The organism is Streptomyces sp. NPDC056361, from assembly GCF_042262805.1.
Taxonomy (GTDB): domain Bacteria; phylum Actinomycetota; class Actinomycetes; order Streptomycetales; family Streptomycetaceae; genus Streptomyces.
Genome location: NZ_JBHJQI010000052.1, coordinates 21,811 through 37,267 on the forward strand (window position 1 = coordinate 21,811; position 15,457 = coordinate 37,267).

Consider the following 15,457-nt stretch of genomic DNA (forward strand, 5'->3'; position numbering starts at 1 on the left):
GGGCCGGACGTCCACGACCCCCCTCGGCCCATACTGCTGGGGTGACCACCGCATACGACGCCGTCGTGCTCGCCGGGGGAGCCGCCCGGCGCCTCGGCGGCTCCGACAAGCCCGGGGTACGGGTCGGGGGCCGGACCCTGCTCGACCGGGTGCTCGCGGCCTGCTCCGACGCCGGCCGGACCGTGGTCGTCGGCGACCCGCGCCCGACCGTCCGCCCGGTCCGCTGGACCAGGGAGGACCCGCCCGGCGGCGGCCCGCTGGCCGCCCTCGACGCCGGAACGCGGCAGACGGAGGCCGACGTCCTCCTCGTCCTCTCCGCGGACCTCCCCTTCCTCGACGCCGCCACCGTCCGGCGCCTCCTCGACGCCCTCGCCGCGGCCCCGGAGGCCGAGGTCGCCCTCCTCGCCGACACGGACGGCCGGGACCAGCCGCTGGTCGCCGCGTACCGGTCCGACCCGCTGCGCCGCGAACTCGCCCGGCTCACCGCGGACCACGGCGGCCTCGCGGACCTGCCGCTGCGCGGGCTCACGCGGGCCCTCCGCCCCCTCCGGGTCCCCGCGGGGCCCCTGGCCTCCTTCGACTGCGACACCTGGGAGGACATCGCCATCGCCCGGGCCCGCATCAGGGAGCATGGGACCGTGCTGGACGAATGGATCACCGCAGTCAAGAACGAACTGGGCATCGAGCTGGACGTCGACACCGGCGTGCTCCTCGATCTCGCCCGTGACGCCGCGCACGGCGTGGCCCGCCCCGCCGCACCCCTGACCACGTTCCTGGTCGGGTACGCGGCGGCGCTCTCGGGTCCCGAGGGCGGCCCGGAGGCGGTCGCCGAGGCCGCCCGCAAGGCCGCGGCGCTGGCCCAGCGCTGGGCCGCCGAGCAGGACGAGGCCGGATGAGTCCGACGGAACCCGTCCCCCTGGCGGAACAGCCCGCCGTGGCTCCGGCGGCCACGGGGACCCCGGCGGCTTCCGGGGCTCCGGCGGCCTCCGGGACCCCCGTGGTCTCCGGTGCCGGTACCGTCCCCGGCGTCCCGGTGAAGGCGGACCGGCCGCACCGCGCCACCCCGTGGCCGGAGGCGCGGGCCGCCGCCGTCCTCGCCGGGAGCGCCGTCCGTGCCGCGGCCGACCGGGAGCCGGTGGCCGTCCCGCTCGGGCGGGCGCTCGGGCGGATCGTCGCCGAGCCGCTCGCGGCCCTCACCGACCTGCCCTCCTTCGACACCTCCGCCATGGACGGCTGGGCCGTCGTGGGTCCCGGCCCCTGGGCCGTACGCGAGGAGGGCGCGGTCCTCGCCGGGCGCGCGCCCGGCGTCGTACCGGCCGAAGGGGAGGCCGTACGGATCGCCACCGGCGCTCGCGTCCCTCCCGGGACCACCGCCGTCATCCGCAGCGAGCACGCCAGGACCGAGCGGATCGAGCGGACCGAACAGCCCCAGCGACCGGAGACACCCGGTCCCACCACGCCGGGCGCCGCCGCCGGATCGACGCCGGGCGCCGCCGCCGGATCGACGCCGGGCGCCGCCTCCGGATCCACCCCAGGGGCCATCGCAGCGACTTCCGACTCCGCCGGATCGGCTCCCGCCACCACCACCGGGCTCGTGCTGCATGCCCTTCGCGAGGTCCTGGAGGGGCAGGACATCCGTCCCCGGGGGCAGGAGTGCCGGGCCGGGGACGAGTTGCTTCCGGCGGGCAGTGCCGTGACCCCCGCGGTGCTGGGCCTCGCCGCCGCCGCGGGCTACGACGAGCTGCGCGTACGCCCCCGCGCGAAGGTGGAGATCCTGGTCCTCGGCGACGAGCTGCTCACGGCGGGGCTGCCCCGCGAGGGCCTCATCCGGGACGCGCTCGGCCCGATGCTCGGCCCCTGGCTGGAGGCGCTCGGCGCCGAGGTGCTCGGCACCCGCCGGATCGGCGACGACGCCGAGGAGCTGTACGCGGCCGTCACCGGATCCCCCGCCGACCTGGTCGTCACCACGGGCGGTACCGCCGCGGGCCCGGTGGACCACGTCCACCGCGTGCTCGACAAGGCGGGGGCGACCCTCCTGGTCGACGGCGTGCAGGTCCGACCGGGCCATCCGATGCTCCTGGCGTCCCTGGGCGGCGACCGTCACCTCGTCGGGCTTCCCGGCAACCCGCTCGCCGCCGTCTCCGGGCTCCTCACCCTCGCCGAGCCGCTGCTCGCGGCCCTGGCCGGGAGCGCCCTCGCCGAGAGCAGCTCCCCCGTGGCCGGCGAGGTGCACGGGCATCCCCATGACACCCGGCTCGTCCCGGTCGTCCGCCACGGCGGACGGGCCGTTCCCCTCCACTTCAACGGACCGGCCATGCTCCGGGGCATCGCCGCGGCCGACGGTATGGCCGTCGTCCCTCCGGGCGGCGCACTGCCCGGCCAGGAGCTGACCGTCCTCGACCTTCCGTGGCCGGCGGCGGGGGCCGCTCCGGCCCAAGGAGCGTGTTTCACGTGAAACTTCCCAGCCGTGACGTGATGGCCCGCCACGCCGAAGAGAGGATCTCGGGCCCGACGGTCAGGCTGCCGCGCCGGGTCGTGGAGAAGCCGCTCCGCCAGGTCGGCAAGAGGCTCCTCATGGCGCTCGGCGTGCTGATCCTCACGGTCGTCATCGTGTACGTCGACCGCGAGGGCTACCACGACAACGCCGACGAGACGCTCGACCTCCTCGACTCCGCCTACTACGCGACCGTCACGCTCTCCACGACCGGATACGGCGACATCGTTCCGTACAGCGACTCGGCCCGGCTCGCCAACATCCTGCTCGTCACGCCCCTGCGCGTGCTCTTCCTGATCATCCTGGTCGGCACCACTCTCGAGGTCCTCACCGAGCGGACCCGGGAGGAGTTCCGGCTGAACCGCTGGAGGTCCACCTTGCGCGACCACACCGTCATCGTCGGCTTCGGGACGAAGGGGCGGTCCGCGATCCAGACCCTCTGCGCCACGGGGCTCCACAAGGAACAGATCGTCATCGTCGATCCCTCCACCAAGGTGATCGAGACGGCGAACGCCGACGGCTTCGTCGGCGTCATCGGCGACGCGACCCGCAGTGACGTGCTGCTCCGCGCCGAGGTGCAGAGGGCCCGTCAGATCGTCATCGCCACCCAGCGCGACGACACGGCCGTCCTGGTCACCCTGACGGCCCGGCAGCTCAACCGGGGCGCGAAGATCGTCGCCGCGGTCCGCGAGGAGGAGAACGCACCGCTGCTCCGCCAGTCCGGCGCCGACGCGGTCATCACCAGCGCCAGCGCCGCCGGGCGCCTGCTCGGCCTCTCCGTCCTGAGCCCCAGCGCGGGCACCGTGATGGAGGACCTGATCCAGCAGGGCTCGGGCCTCGACCTCGTCGAACGCCCGGTGACCAAGAGCGAGGCCGGCAAGAGCGTGCGGGAGACCGAGGACCTGGTGGTGAGCGTGCTCCGCGGCCACCGGCTGCTCGGCTACGACGACCCCGCGGCCAGCCCGCTCCAGCTCACGGACCGGGTGATCACCATCGTCCGCGCCGCACCGGTGACCCCGCTCTCCACGCCGCCGGAGGACTGAACACGGCCTGCGGGCGCGGCGGGAGTAGCCTCGCCGCCATGTATGCGATCACGATTCCGGAACCCGGTGGCCCCGAGGCACTCGTCTGGGACGAGGTGCCCGATCCCGTACCCGGCGAGGGCGAGGTCCTCGTCGAGGTGGTGGCCAGCGCGGTCAACCGCGCCGATCTGCTCCAGCGCCAGGGCTTCTACAACCCGCCGCCGGGGAGCTCCCCCTATCCCGGCCTCGAGTGCTCGGGCCGGATCGCGGCCCTCGGCCCCGGGGTGTCGGGCTGGTCCGTCGGCGACGAGGTCTGCGCCCTGCTCGCCGGCGGTGGCTACGCGGAGAAGGTCGTGGTCCCGGTCGGCCAGCTCCTTCCGGTGCCGGAGGGCGTCGACCTGGCCACGGCCGCCGCGCTCCCCGAGGTCGCGTGCACGGTCTGGTCCAACATCTTCATGATCGCGCATCTGCGGCCGGGCGAGACGCTGCTCGTGCACGGCGGCGCGAGCGGCATCGGCACGATGGCGATCCAGCTGGCGAAGGCGGTCGGTGCGCGGGTCGCGGTCACGGCCGGCGGTCCGGAGAAGCTGGCGCGCTGCGCCGAGCTGGGCGCGGACGTCCTCATCGACTACCGCGAGCAGGACTTCGTCGAGGAGCTGGCCAAGGCGACGGACGGGGCGGGCGCGGACGTCATCCTGGACATCATGGGCGCCAAGTACCTGGAGCGGAACGTGAAGGCGCTGGCCGTGAACGGCCGGCTGGTGATCATCGGTCTCCAGGGCGGGGTGAAGGGCGAGCTGAACCTCGGGGCGCTGCTCGCGAAGCGCGCGGCCGTCATGGCGACCACGCTGCGCTCCCGGCCCGCGCAGGAGAAGGCGGCGATCGTCGCCGCCGTCCGCGAGCACGTCTGGCCCCTGATCGGCGCGGGCACGGTCAAGCCGGTCGTCGACCGTACGGTGCCGATGCCGGAGGCCGCCGACGGGCACCGGGCGCTGGATTCCGGCGGTCACGTCGGCAAGGTGCTGCTGCTCGCCCCCCGGGGCTGACGCCCGGCACGGCGAGGACGACGAAGGGGCCCGGCACACGAACTGTGCCGGGCCCCTTCTCCGTACCGGCGGGACCTGTGGACAAGGCCCCGAACGGGCGCCGTGCCGGGCCCCTCCTCCGTACGAACGGATCGAACGGATCTACAGGTACGGTCCCGAGCGCACCGCGTGGCCGTGGCCGCGGTCGTCGTCGTCCTCGTCGTGGGACGCGCCCGGCGGGAGGGCGCGCCGCATCTGCTCCAGCTGGGCACGGGCCGCCATCTGCTGGGCGAACAGCGCCGTCTGGATGCCGTGGAAGAGGCCTTCCAGCCAGCCCACCAGCTGGGCCTGCGCGATGCGCAGCTCCGCCTCGGAGGGGATCGCCTCGTCCGTGAAGGGCAGCGAGAGCCGCTCCAGCTCCTCGACCAGTTCGGGCGCGAGCCCGTCCTCCAGCTCCTTCACCGAGCTGGCGTGGATGTCCTTGAGCCTGACCCGGCTGGCCTCGTCGAGAGGTGCCGCGCGTACTTCCTCCAGGAGCTGCTTGATCATGCTGCCGATCCGCATGACCTTCGCAGGCTGCTCGACCATTTCCGTCACCGGGACCTCGCGGGGTTCGTCGTCGCCCTGAGTGCCGCCGAGCGCCATCCCGTCCTGTCCCACGATGAGGACCTGGGGGCTCTCCTGCGACCTGTCATTCCTCGGCATCTCCATGCCGCCATTCTCTCGTACACATCGCGTCACCCACTGGTGTGCCCCTGTACGAGGGTGATCCACCCTCGTACAGGGGCACAGGTCGGGACGAGGTCCGTCAGGTCGCCGCGCGCCGGGCCAGCGCGCCGCGCGAGCGGGTCACGAGGGCGGCGAGCAGGGCGGCGCCCAGCGGGACGGCGACGAGCAGGCCGGCCAGCGTCTCCCAGGGGACGATGATCGGCAGGTCGGGCGGGGTGGCGTCGCCGCTCCAGCCCTGGGCGAGGCTCTCCTCGTAGTAGCGGATCTGCACGCGCTCCTGGGTGAGCAGGAGGCCCACGGCGGGCAGCAGTCCGGCTGCCGAGCCGAGGATCACGCCCATCGCGGCGACGGTTCCGCACTGGAACCCGCTGAGTGTGCGGCGGACCCGGGGCGGGGCGCCCACGGCGGCGAGCGTCTTCAGGTCGGCCTCGGCGTCGGCCTGGGCGAGACCGGTGGCGATGCCGGCCGCGCCGATGGTGACCAGGCCGGCGAAGACGGCCAGCGAGATGAGGATGATGCTGTCGCGGTTGACGAATCCTTCCTCCAGGTGGAACTCGACGGCGCTGCCGAGCTTGGCGATGTCACCGTCGAGCTTCTGGCGCTGCTCGCTGTTCGGGAGCCGGTCGGTGCTGACGTACACGCCCATCGGCACCGTGGCCAGGCCGGCGGCCTTGGCGGTGGCCGGGGTCATGAGGGCCTGGAGGCCGTACGACGCCTTGTCGCCGGGCACCAGGTAGGCGGGCAGGGAGCCGACCTTGCCGGGGACGGGGCGGTTCTCGTCGGCGGCCTTCTGGGCGGCGGCGACGTCGGTGATCTGCTTGATCCCGAGGGTGCCGTTCTCGTCGACGAGGGAGCGGTTGAAGACGACGACCTTGCCGTCGGCGAGGGCCTTCACGGTCGCGGGATCGTCGACGCCGAGGACCTGGAGCACGGCGGTGTCACCGACGAGCAGGCCGCCGTCCGTGATGTACATGCCGCTGCTCGCGGACTCCTTGCACCGCCAGTCGTCGGTGCGCATCTTCCGCCGCTGCTCGGGCGTGTACTTCTCCGCGGGGTCGCTGCCGTCCGGGGAGAACGCGTACAGCGGGCATTCGTTCGCCCGGGGGACGACGACCTCGTAGCGGCCGCAGCCGGCGCCCTCGTCCCACCGCGCGCAGCCGGGGTTGCCGACCGAGACCCGCTCGACGTCGGCGGTGACCTCGACGGGGAAGGCCCGCTGGATGGCCTCGCGGACGGCGGGGACGTCCCGGCCGCCCTCCTCGGGGACGAAGGCGGAGGCGACGCCGTACGGCAGCAGGGGCACGTAGTCGGCCCTGTTCTCGGCCTCGCTGCTGGCCATGTACGTGGAGACGGCGACCGTGCCCGCGACGGCGGCGAGGACGGCGGCGACGGCCGGCGCCGTGCGGCCCCGGTTGCGGACGGCGTCCCGCAGCGCGAGGCGCGGGGAGAGCGGCAGCCAGCGTCCGGTCCGCCCGAACAGGCCGACCAGGGCCGGGGTCATGGCGACGACGCCCAGCTCGGCGATGGCGGAGCCGCCCGCCACGATGACGAACTGCTCGCTGACGAGCGAGCCGAAGAGGGCGATCGCGCCGCCGACCAGGACGGCCGCGAGGCCGACCAGGGGCAGCACCCGGCTGCTGCGGCGGACACCGCGCCGGCCGGTGAGCGAGGCGAGCACGGTCTGCCGGGAGGCGGTGACGGCCGGGACGATCGCGGCGAGCAGGCCGGTCAGGACCGCGAGCAGCGCGATGCCGAGCAGTTCGACGGGCCGGACGTCGAAGGCCCCGAACCGCTGGCCCATGGTGTCTTCGAGGACCGGCTGGAGCAGCAGGGTCAGGATCACCGCGAGGACGGTGCCGGTGACGGCGGCGGCGAAGCCGATGACCAGACCGCCGCTCAGCACGATGGCACGGATGTGGCTGCGGGCGCCGCCGTTGGCCCCGACCAGACCGAGCTGGCGGCGCGAGCGGCGGGCGCCGACGGCGAACGCGGGTCCGGCGAGGAGGCAGATCTCCAGCATGGCCAGGCCGACGACGGTGCCGAGGGCGGCGAGATCGGAGGCACTGGCCGCCGAGCTGGACCCGTAATCGGCGTAGCCGCCCTTCTGGAACAGCGGTACCTCGGACCTGGCGGGCGGGTCGAGCAGCACGGCGCGCGAGACGACGGTGACGCCCTTGGTGTTGATCTGCTGCACGGTGTTCCACGTGAAACCACCCGGCTTGCGCACCAGGTACGAGACGGAGGTGTCGGGCGCCGGCAGGCCGGCCTTCTCGACGGCCTTCCCGTACGGGGCGAGGAACGCTCCCGGCAGCGCGTTGACCTGGTCGGCGTCGAGCGAGTCGGGAAGTTCGTAGGAGCCGACGATCCGATACGGGCGATCGAAGTTGCGGGCGGAAAGGGTCGAGCCGACCGACAGACCGCTGGTCTCCAGGAAGTGCGAGGTGGCCATGACCTCGTCGCCCTTCTCCGGGAAACGCCCGTCGAGGAGCGTCATGATCCCGCGGGCGACGGGGTCGGACGCCTTGAGCTCGCGCACCTCCGTCATGAGCAGACCGTGGACCGTCGTCAGCTTCGCCGAACCGGCCCCGTCCGTGAGGACGGTGGAGCCGGAGGGGACGGCCCCGGCGACATCGGTGGAACCGCTCGGCCAGGACCCGTTCCCGGGCTCCTTGGCCGGCGCGGTCATGTCGCCCGTCGGGTCCTGGAGGATCGGGACACCGCCCGTCTGGGCGTCCTTGAGGCGCGCGTCGGCCGCGCCGATCGACCGCTCCACCCGCTCGGCGGGGGAGAGTTCGGAGCTGCGGTAGGTCAGGTCGAGGGCGCTGACGCCGAGGATGGGAAGGGCGATCATCGCGAGGACGAGGGCGCTGCGGCCCTTGGAGCGCCAGGCGTCGCGCCGGGCGATGCGGATGGCGGCCCGCCAGGAGTGGAACCAGGTCTTCACGCCTCGGCCACCTGGCCCGACAGGAGCGAGTCGGCGTCGCTGCGCACGGTCTGGTCGACGATGGCACCGTCCCTGAGGAACACGACGCGGTCCGCCCAGGCCGCGAACCGCGGCTCGTGGGTGACGAGGACACCGGCGGCGCCCGCGTCGCAGCGCGAGCGGAGCAGGGCGAGCACGGACTCCCCGGTCTCGGAGTCGAGGGCGCCGGTCGGCTCGTCGGCGAGGACGAGCCGGCGGTCGCCGACGAGCGCGCGGGCGATGGCCACCCGCTGCTGCTGGCCGCCCGACATCTCGTCGGGGAAGCGGTCGGCCAGGTGGCCGAGCCCCATCTCCTCCAGGGCGGCCGCGGCCTCGACGCGCGCCTTGCGGGCGGAGGTCCCGTCCAGCTCGCGGGGGAGGGCGACGTTCTCGGCGGCGGTCAGGGCCGGGATGAGGTTGTAGTCCTGGAAGACGTAGCCGATGCTGCGGCGGCGCAGGGCGGCGAGCTGCTTGACGGTCGCGGTGGTGATGTCGGTGTCCTCGACGATCACCCGGCCCGAGCTGGGGGTGTCGAGGCCGCCCGCGATGGTGAGCAGCGTGGACTTCCCGGAGCCGGACGGGCCCATGACGGCGACGAGTTCGCCCGGGTACACGGCGAGGTCGATCCCGCGCAGGGCGTGCACCTCGGTGGCGCCGGAGCCGTGGACACGGGTCAGGTTCTGGAGTTGCAGCACGGGCTGCTGTGTGGACATCGAGGGGTCCCCCCTTGGGACGTACCCGGCGGACGGCCGGGCACGGAGCGTGCGGTGGACGGTGGTGCGTCGGCGGTACGGGCGGAGCGCGAGCGTGCGGTCAACGCGCTCCGGGCGCACCGGTGGTCGGGGTGCCTGCCGCGTCCGGCGTCCGCGGGGCGGCCGCGGTGACGGGGGCGGCCGGGGCCGCCGGCGCGGTCGCCGACAGGCGGATGAGCCGGGACTCGCAGTGGTCGAGCCAGCGGGCCTCGGCCTCGGTCTGGAAGATCAGCTGCTCCAGGACGAGCAGCCAGGCCACGTCGTCGCGCTCCCGGGCGCCGCCGCTCTCGACGGCGGCGAGGGCCTGGGCCTTGAGTCGGGTGTAGTCCTGCATGGCCTGGACGGTGTGCCGGCGCTGGGACTGGATGACGTCGCGGATGTCGACGGACGGTGCGCCCACGGCCATCGCGAGCTTGATGGCCAGCTCGTCACGGGCGGGGCTGGTGCGGTCCACCGGCTTCTCGAACCAGGTCCTGAGCTCGGTGCGACCGTTGTCGGTGATCGCGTAGAGCGCGTGCCCGGCCGCGTCCTCGCCGCTCTGCGCGACCATCCCGTCGCGTTCCAGGCGATTGAGGGTCGTGTAGACCTGGCCGACGTTGAGCGGCCAGGTGGCACCGGTGCGGGACTCGAACTCCGTGCGGAGCTGGGAGCCGTAGCGAGGGCCGCGTTCGAGGAGGGCGAGGAGCCCATGGCGGATCGACATACTCAGTATGTATACCGGGTATGTCGTCGCGGACAACCGTCCTGAGACGGAAGCGGCAGCTCCGTCTCAAGGGGGACCGGGCGGTCCTCGGGAGGCTCAGCGGCGGCGCATCCGGAGGCCGAGGAAGCCGATCCCGAGCCCCATCAGCGCCAGCCCCGCGCCCAGGGTGAGGACCGGAATCCGCTGGTCGACGAGGGTGGGCGAGGCTTCGGCCGCCAGCCGGGACCCGGCGGCCGGCAGGGTGGCCGGCGCCGCCTCGGGCGGCATCGCATCCTCCTCGGGTACCGCTTCCGGCTCCTCCTCGGCGGCCTCCTGTCCCCCTTCGTCTGTAGCGGTTTCGGTACGAGAGGGGCCCGGCGACGGGGCCGTCTCACTCGCCGGGGCCGCCTCGGAGCGGCCGGGCCGCGGCCGCCCCTCCCCGGCCGGCCGTCCCGCCAGCGAGGCGGAGCCGCTCGGCGCGGGAGCGTCACTCGGCTCGGCGCTCGGCCCGGCGCCCGGCCGGGTCGGGGAGCCCGAGAGGGCGCCGGTGCCGGTGCCGGTGGGCGCGGGTGCCGGGGATGCCGGCGTGCCGGCCGTTCCGGTGCGGCCCGGTGAGGCGGTGCCGGTGCCCGTGGCCGGAGCGGTCGCGGTCGCGGACGGAGCGGTCGCGGACGGCGCGGTGGAGGAGGGTGACGCGGAGGGCGCTGCCGGGGTGGTGCCGGTGGGCGCGGGCGTCGGGGCCGTGGTGCCCACCGCGGTGTGCGGAGGGTCGGCCGGATGGGCGAGGGGCGCGGCGTACAGGGCGCACGCGCCGACGAACGCGCAGGTGAGCGCGGGGCCGAGAGCCCGCGCGCGTGCCCTGCGGACTGCTGGAGTCACCGGGTGACCCCCTCCCGTGCCGAGCCGCCGAGGTAGTCAACTCAGCGTCACATGATGGGACGTTTCCGGCATCCGGGCTGGGTCGGCAGGCGTACGGCGGGGTCGCCGGGCGGGCGTACTGAGGGGTCGGCAGACGTACGGGGCGCCGGGCGTACGGCGGTGGTGCCGGGCGTACGGAGGTGGTGCCGGGCGTACGGCGGTGGCGGCTCGGCCACCGCCGTACGGGGCGTCCGCTACTGCGGCGGGTTGCCCGTCGAGACCTTGAGGGTGAACTCGGCGTCCTTGTCGGTGATGTCCTGGCCGGCCGGCGGGTACTGCTCGAGGACCGTGCCCTCGCCGTACGTCGACTCGTCCACCGGCGTCTGGGTCATGATCTTCCACCCGGCCGCCTGGACGCACGCCTTCACCGACTGGAGGTTCTTGTAGGTGAAGTTGGGCGCCTCGAACTTCTCGGGGTCGTCGCTGGACTCCTCCGGCTGCATGCACTTCTTGGTGTCGATGGTCTTGGTCAGGTCGGGGCCCTTGTGGCCGGGGGCCGCCGTCTGGCTCTGCTGGGTGTCGGTCCCGCCGGTGCCGCCCGCCTGCGGGTCCTTCTCCTCGTCGAGGTTGAGCGCCACGAGGAGGCCGCCGACGGCGAGGAGGGCGACGACGATCGCGCCGACGAGCACCGGGGTGTTCCGCCGGGAGCCGCCGGACGCGACGGGCGCGGGTCCGGTCGCGTACGGCGCGGGAGCCGGGGCGGGCGCGTACGGCGCGGGCGTGGGAGCGGTGGCGTAGGGCGCGGGGGTCGGCGCGGACGCGTAGGGCGCCGGCGTCGGGGCCTGCTGGGGGTAGCCGTACGCGGGGCCGGGCGCCGGGGTCGTGGGGCCGTACGGGCCGGGCTGCGGCGTCGGCGGCTGGTACGGCTGCTGCAGTCCGTGCGGAGTGGGCGGCGGGGTCTGGCCGACCGGCGGGAAGACCGCCGAGCCGACGCCCGCGCCGCTGCTGACCGGACCGCCCTGGACGATGACCGGCGCGCCCGTCTGGCCCGCCGACAGCACCCGCAGGCACTCGTCGCGCATGGCCGCCGCGCTCGGGAACCGCTCGTTCGGGTTCTTCCGCAGCGCGCGGGCGACGAGCGCGTCCATCGCCGGCGTCACCGACCGGTTGACGGTCGACGGGGCGACCGGCTCCTCCTGCACGTGCGCGTAGGCGATGGCGAGGGGGGAGTCGGCGTCGAAGGGCAGGCGGCCCGTCAGCAGCTGGAAGAGCATGATGCCGACCGAATAAAGGTCGGAGCGGGCGTCCACCGCGCGCCCGAGGGCCTGCTCGGGGGAGAGGTACTGCGGGGTGCCGACGACCATGCCGGTCTGCGTCATGGAGGTGACGCCGGACTGCATGGCCCGCGCGATGCCGAAGTCCATGACCTTGACCACGCCGCGCTTGGTCTGCATGACGTTGCCGGGCTTGATGTCGCGGTGGACCAGGCCCATCTCGTGGCTGACCTCCAGGGCGGCCAGCACGTCGGCCGTGACCTTGAGCGCCTTGTCGGCCGGCATCGCGCCGTACTGCTGCACGTCCGCCGCGAGGACCGAGCCGAGAGGCTGGCCCTCCACGTACTCCATGACGATGTACGGCATGACGGCGCCGTCGAGGGTGTCCTCGCCGGTGTCGAAGACCGAGACGATGTTGGTGTGCGACAGCTTCGCGACGGCCTGCGCCTCGCGGCGGAAGCGCTCGCGGAACGACTGTTCCCGGCCGAGTTCGGTGTGCAGCGTCTTGATGGCGACCTGCCGGTCCAGCGCGCTGTCGTAGGCCAGGTACACGGACGCCATGCCGCCCTCGCCGAGAAGATCGCGCAGCTGGTACCGGCCGCCCGCGACCGAACCGCCCGCATAGCGGCCCTGTGCGCCGTCCTGGCTCATCTGTGCTTCCCCCTACGCGCGCGTGGCGGCGTTGATCCGGATTTTCTCGGCCAAGTCTGCCCGAGGGCAGTGACACGTCAAGCCGGGTGCCCGTTCCGTGACCCTCTGCACAGGAACCCTCCCCGAAGCGTTTCGGCCGCGGCCGGACACCGTCACCGAATTTGCACAGGTGTACGGGGGCGGGGTTGGATGGCCGGTCCATCTCGGACCGTGATGTCGTACGGAGCCTGTAGCGTGACGACTGGACACGGCACGACAGACGACGGCGAGGACTGATGGCACCCGAATCCGGAGCAGGCGGCGGTGTGCCGGACTCGGCAGCGGAGTCCTGGGGCGTCGGCGGTGTCGTCGGCGACGGTCGTTACCGTCTGACGCACCGTCTGGGACGCGGCGGCATGGCGGAGGTCTTCGCCGCGGAGGACGTACGGCTCGGCCGCACGGTCGCGGTGAAGCTGCTGCGCGCCGACCTCGCGGAGGACCCGGTCTCCAAGGCCCGCTTCACCCGCGAGGCGCAGTCGGTCGCCGGTCTCAACCACCATGCCATCGTGGCCGTGTACGACTCCGGCGAGGACCTGGTCTCCGGCCGGCCCGTGCCGTACATCGTGATGGAGCTGGTCGAGGGCCGCACCATCCGCGACCTGCTGCTCAGCGCCGAGGCACCCGGGCCCGAGCAGGCCCTCATCATCGTCTCCGGCGTCCTGGAGGCACTCGCCTACTCGCACCAGCACGGCATCGTGCACCGCGACATCAAGCCGGCGAACGTCATCATCACCCACACCGGTGCGGTGAAGGTCATGGACTTCGGCATCGCCCGCGCCCTGCACGGCGCGCAGTCGACGATGACCCAGACCGGCATGGTCATGGGCACCCCGCAGTACCTCTCCCCCGAGCAGGCGCTCGGCAAGGCCGTCGACCACCGCTCCGACCTGTACGCGACGGGCTGCCTCCTCTACGAACTCCTCGCACTGAGGCCCCCCTTCACCGGCGAGACCCCGCTCTCCGTGGTGTACCAGCACGTGCAGGACGCGCCCGTCCCGCCGTCCGAGGTCACCGGAGGGGTGCCGCCGGAGCTCGACGGCCTGGTGATGCGCTCCCTCGCGAAGGACCCGGACGACCGGTTCCAGAGCGCCGAGGAGATGCGCGGCCTCATCCAGTACAGCCTGCAGATGCTCCATCAGCACGGCGGCCACACCAACACCTGGAACACCGGCCCGGTCGACATGCACGACGGCGGGCGCACCCCGGCCGGCGGCATGGCCGCGACCGCCGCGATGGGCCACCCGATGCACGGGGAGACCGCGCAGCGCCCGATCCTCCCGCCGATGAACCCGGACGACGGCGGATACGGCGGCTACGACGGCGGCACGGGCGGCACCGGCGGCTACGGCCAGGACGGCTCGTACGGCTCGCAGGGCGGCGGCAACGGCGGCCGCGGCAAGCTGTGGCTGTTCGTCGCGCTCGCGCTGATCGCGGTCGTCGCCGGCGTCGTGTACGCGGTCGACAAGGCGAAGGACAAGAGCGGCGACGTGAAGACGCCGACGACCGTCAGCAACTCGCCGTCGACGGCCTCCGAGGAGCCCACGCCGTCGGAGGAGCCGACCGACGAGCAGACGCAGGACTCGGGCACCTCGGACGGCGGCTCGACCCAGGAGCCGTGGAACCCGCCGACGACGCACACGCCGACGGAGGCCACGGGCACCCCGTCGACCGAGCCGCCCACGGAGCCGACGACGGCGCCGCCGACCGACCCCACGGGCACGCCGACCGGATCGACCACGCCGCCGACCGACCCCACCACGGACCCGGGCACCGACCCGACCGACGACTCGGGCGGCAACCCCGGCACCCCGCCGACCACCGGCACCCCGTGACCCGCTGACACGGTGCGGGGCCCCGAGGGCCCCGCACCGTCGCCGGCAGGACACGTCTAGCCGGCGAACGCGTCGCGCACCGCCTCGTACTCGCGGGTCCACCAGACCGCCAGGGCCGACACCGCAGGGAACTGCGGGTCGGCCCTTCGGTCGTGCAGCTGGTAGCGCCAGCGCAGCGTCCAGAAGTCGTTGAGCCGCTCCCACCACACCCGGTGGGCCGCGGCCGCCAGCTCGCCGCCGCACGCCCCCGTGGCCCGCCGGTACGCGCGCGCGTACGCCCGCACCTTCTCCAGGGCCAGCTCGCCCCCGGGCCGTACGAAGAAGATCGCGGCGGCCCTGACCGCCTCCTCGGCCCTGGGCCGGAACCCGAGCCGGTCCCAGTCGACGATCGCGGCGGGTTCGGCGCCCCGGTACAGCAGGTTCAGGGGGTGGAAGTCGCCGTGCACCCAGCCGGCGGCGACGGCCGGCGGGGGGCGACGGTGGGCGTGCTGGGCGAGCAGCCGGCGGCGCTCCCTGAGCCGGTGCTCGGCGAGCGCGTCGAAGCTGTCGCGGGGGCGGTGCGCGCGGACCAGGCCGATCAGTTCGTCGATGGCGCGGAAGGTGTCCAGGAGGTCGGCGCTCGCGCGGTCGTCGGTGCCCGGCGGGCCGTCCGGGCCGGTGGGTTCCATCACCCGGTCGAGGGCGGTGTGGACCTGGCCGAGCAGGGTGCCGAGGCGGCGGGAGCAGCCCGCGGTGAGCTGGGCGCCGTCGCGGTGCCGGCCGTCGATCCAGGGGTGCAGGGCGTAGCAGTGGCCGTCGACGACGGCGACCGTGCGGCCCGTGGCGTCGGCGAGCGGCGGGGCGACGGGCAGGCCGAGGGCGTGCAGGCGCTGGGTGGCGCGGTGCTGTCGGACGATGGTGGCGCGGTCGGCGGTGGGGGCGTCCAAGTGCTGTTTCAGGAAGTACGTGCCGCGGGTGGTGGTGAGCCGGAAGCCGCGGTTGAGCAGGCCCTCGGTGACGGGCACGCAGGCGAGGGGCTCTCCGGCGTGCCGGTGGCGGTGCAGCAGGGCGCCGACGGGCGGGGCCCCGGACGGACGGGGGTGCCGTCCGGCGGGCACGGGGAGGGGTTCAGATGAGCGCGGCACCCGCCAGATGTTA

The 15,457-nt window shown here is 74.1% G+C and carries 12 protein-coding genes; 5 read left to right on the forward strand and 7 right to left on the reverse strand.

Annotated elements, in window-relative coordinates; genetic code table 11:
* Window positions 1-41 precede the first annotated feature (41 nt).
* The 4 genes from ACFCY7_RS18830 to ACFCY7_RS18845 are packed head-to-tail and all read left to right on the forward strand — an operon-like array spanning window position 42 to window position 4,562.
* Window positions 42-896, forward strand: coding sequence for an NTP transferase domain-containing protein (locus ACFCY7_RS18830; protein WP_376486359.1), 855 nt, complete (start codon window positions 42-44; stop codon window positions 894-896).
* Window positions 893-2,455, forward strand: coding sequence for a molybdopterin-binding protein (locus tag ACFCY7_RS18835; RefSeq protein ID WP_376486360.1), 1,563 nt, complete (start codon window positions 893-895; stop codon window positions 2,453-2,455). The genes ACFCY7_RS18830 and ACFCY7_RS18835 overlap by 4 nt, the downstream gene beginning before the upstream one ends.
* Window positions 2,452-3,537 carry a potassium channel family protein gene (locus ACFCY7_RS18840; protein ID WP_376486362.1) on the forward strand — a complete coding sequence of 362 codons (1,086 nt, stop codon included), beginning with the start codon at window positions 2,452-2,454 and terminating at the stop codon, window positions 3,535-3,537. The genes ACFCY7_RS18835 and ACFCY7_RS18840 overlap by 4 nt, the downstream gene beginning before the upstream one ends.
* A gap of 38 nt (window positions 3,538-3,575) precedes the next feature.
* On the forward strand, window positions 3,576-4,562 hold the full coding sequence (locus ACFCY7_RS18845; RefSeq protein ID WP_376486365.1) for an NAD(P)H-quinone oxidoreductase: 987 nt from the start codon (window positions 3,576-3,578) through the stop codon (window positions 4,560-4,562).
* A gap of 141 nt (window positions 4,563-4,703) precedes the next feature.
* Here ACFCY7_RS18845 and ACFCY7_RS18850 read toward each other — a convergent pair whose 3' ends face one another.
* The 6 genes from ACFCY7_RS18850 to ACFCY7_RS18875 form a co-directional block, all read right to left on the reverse strand.
* Window positions 4,704-5,252, reverse strand: a complete 549-nt coding sequence (locus ACFCY7_RS18850; RefSeq protein ID WP_367823616.1) for a bacterial proteasome activator family protein — start codon at window positions 5,250-5,252, stop codon at window positions 4,704-4,706.
* 97 nt (window positions 5,253-5,349) lie between these two features.
* Window positions 5,350-8,214 carry an FtsX-like permease family protein gene (locus tag ACFCY7_RS18855; RefSeq protein WP_376486368.1) on the reverse strand — a complete coding sequence of 955 codons (2,865 nt, stop codon included), beginning with the start codon at window positions 8,212-8,214 and terminating at the stop codon, window positions 5,350-5,352.
* On the reverse strand, window positions 8,211-8,945 hold the full coding sequence (locus ACFCY7_RS18860; protein ID WP_376486370.1) for an ABC transporter ATP-binding protein: 735 nt from the start codon (window positions 8,943-8,945) through the stop codon (window positions 8,211-8,213). The genes ACFCY7_RS18855 and ACFCY7_RS18860 overlap by 4 nt, the downstream gene beginning before the upstream one ends.
* Before the next feature lie 100 nt (window positions 8,946-9,045).
* Entirely contained in the window at window positions 9,046-9,687 is a 642-nt protein-coding gene (locus ACFCY7_RS18865) for a PadR family transcriptional regulator (RefSeq protein WP_376486371.1), read from the reverse strand.
* Window positions 9,688-9,783: 96 nt separating this feature from the next.
* On the reverse strand, window positions 9,784-10,545 hold the full coding sequence (locus tag ACFCY7_RS18870; protein WP_376486374.1) for a hypothetical protein: 762 nt from the start codon (window positions 10,543-10,545) through the stop codon (window positions 9,784-9,786).
* Between the two features lie 233 nt (window positions 10,546-10,778).
* The gene (locus tag ACFCY7_RS18875; RefSeq protein ID WP_376486376.1) at window positions 10,779-12,449 is read right to left on the reverse strand and encodes a protein kinase; all 1,671 of its coding nucleotides are present in this window, start codon (window positions 12,447-12,449) and stop codon (window positions 10,779-10,781) included.
* Window positions 12,450-12,724: 275 nt separating this feature from the next.
* Here ACFCY7_RS18875 and ACFCY7_RS18880 point away from each other — a divergent pair, with 275 nt between their 5' ends.
* The gene (locus ACFCY7_RS18880) at window positions 12,725-14,320 is read left to right on the forward strand and encodes a protein kinase (protein ID WP_376486379.1); all 1,596 of its coding nucleotides are present in this window, start codon (window positions 12,725-12,727) and stop codon (window positions 14,318-14,320) included.
* 56 nt (window positions 14,321-14,376) lie between these two features.
* On the opposite strand, the gene ACFCY7_RS18885 is transcribed toward ACFCY7_RS18880, so the two are convergent.
* Window positions 14,377-15,444 carry a phosphotransferase gene (locus tag ACFCY7_RS18885; RefSeq protein ID WP_376486381.1) on the reverse strand — a complete coding sequence of 356 codons (1,068 nt, stop codon included), beginning with the start codon at window positions 15,442-15,444 and terminating at the stop codon, window positions 14,377-14,379.
* Window positions 15,445-15,457: the final 13 nt, after the last annotated feature.